The 1,690-nt window shown below is 75.2% G+C and carries 1 protein-coding gene; it reads right to left on the bottom strand.

Annotated features, from left to right (window positions below):
• Positions 1-272: 272 nt before the first annotated feature.
• Positions 273-1,592: a hypothetical protein gene (locus GWI24_RS44090; RefSeq protein ID WP_210951618.1), complete on the bottom strand. Its 1,320-nt coding sequence runs from the start codon at positions 1,590-1,592 to the stop codon at positions 273-275.
• Between the last annotated feature and the right edge of the window lie 98 nt (positions 1,593-1,690).

The following is a 1,690-nucleotide window of genomic DNA, read 5'->3' as shown; positions in this document are numbered from 1 at the left end:
CGACACCCACGCCGACTCCGACCCCGACGCCGCCCCCGCGTGACTTTCCTTCTACTCGTCCATACACCGCGGAGCGGCCGCGGGTTCCCCCGGCGGCGCGGCGGCGCCCCGGACCGTCCCGGAGGGCGACGCTCTCGATCCTGATCGTGGCGGCGCTGTGCTTCGCCATCGGCGCATGGGCCCTGGTGGCAGCGGGCTGACCCCGCCCCAGGCCACAACCACGAAGCGGTCCCCAACTACCAAGCAGGCGGCGGCCCGTACCGCTGCTGTGCCTAGGCCCGCCGCCGGGCGGTGAGCGTCCACGCCCCGAGCCCGAGCACCAGCGCCGTCCCGGTGCCGATCCCCGCGTACCCCACCACCCGCAGCGCGTCCTTCGAGTCGGCGGCGCCCGAGCCGGAACTCCCCATCCGGTCGCCGTCCGCCGCGGCCGGATGCCGCTTGGCCGCCCGCCGGTCGGCCGCCGTGAGGCCGAACCCCGCCTTGACCGGGTCCTTGTCGTAGCTGGGCCCGCCGCGCGCGTCGCCCGCGACCCGTACCCGCAGGACGACCGGCACCGGGCTGTTCAGATGCGGGGCCACCTGCGGCGGGTTGAGGGTGACCGCCAGGAAGTACCCACCGCTGAAGCTCATCGCACGGACCGTGGAACCGGTGTTGGCATACCGGTTTCCGTAGGCCACCGGCGCGGTGGCCACCTGGGTGCGGGGCGACTCGCCGTCCTGAGCGGCGGGGGTACCGCGCTTCGCGAGCCCGCGCGCCGGGTTGTAGGCGTGCAGCGCCAGGGCGCGGTCGAGCAGACGGGTGCTCTGGTCCTTGCCGTCGGCGGACAGTTCGGCGACGGCGGAGAGGCGCTGCCCCCAGTCCACGGGCACCCGGTAGAAGTGCGTCTCCCCCGGCGTGATCTCGTCCCTCCACACCCCGGTCCCCAGGGTCGGCGCGTCGGTGAAGCCGCGCCCGCCACGCCTGGGCAAGGGAGTGCCGTCCAGCGGCTCGGGCGACGGCGAGCTCGAACTCCCCTCCGGGGCCGCCCCCGTGGCCCCGCCCTTCACCGGTGGCTCCACCATCAGCCGGAGCTCCACGGGCCAGCGCTCCGGGTCCGGTGACCCGCCCTCGCGCTCCACCGTCACCACGTAGCGCCCCGCCTGGTGGCAGGAGGCCGGGCCGGAGTCGATCTGGCGGGAGGCGTAGTCGGCCAGGGGATAGGCCACGCCGCTCGTCTCGATCTTCGGGGAGGCGGTGCCGCAGATCCCCCCGTCGGGGCTCTCCAGGGTCACCTTCACGCCATCGCGGTACGAGGTCACCTCCGCGCCCGGCCGGGGTGCCGCGACCGCCGAGACATAGGCGGCTGACTTCGTGTCGAGCGTCACGCCGTAGTACCGCTTCTCGCCCGGCCCGACGCTGTCGACATAGGTGCGGCCGGCCGCCAGGGAAGGGGCGCCCGCGTCACCGTCGGAGCCGGATATCCGGGTGCCGCGGGTCTCGTACGCCCGGGCCCCGGCGGCGCCGTCAGCGAGGGACGTGCCCGGTGCCGCGGCCATCGCGCACAGCGCCGCCGCCACGGCGAAACCGGCCCTGACCTTGCGGCGGTCCTTCATCGCGCGTCACTCCTCGTCGTACCGGCCGGTCGGCCCGCTCAACCCCGGCCTGGTCGGCTCGTTCGCCCCGGCCCGGCCGGCCCGCTCAACTTTGCCTG

The sequence above is a fragment of the Streptomyces sp. MK37H genome, from assembly GCF_018035285.1.
In the GTDB taxonomy this organism is placed as follows: Bacteria; Actinomycetota; Actinomycetes; order Streptomycetales; family Streptomycetaceae; genus Streptomyces; species Streptomyces endocoffeicus.
The sequence above is the reverse complement of the archived record's forward strand: the minus strand, read 5'-3'. Positions and strand labels throughout refer to the sequence as shown.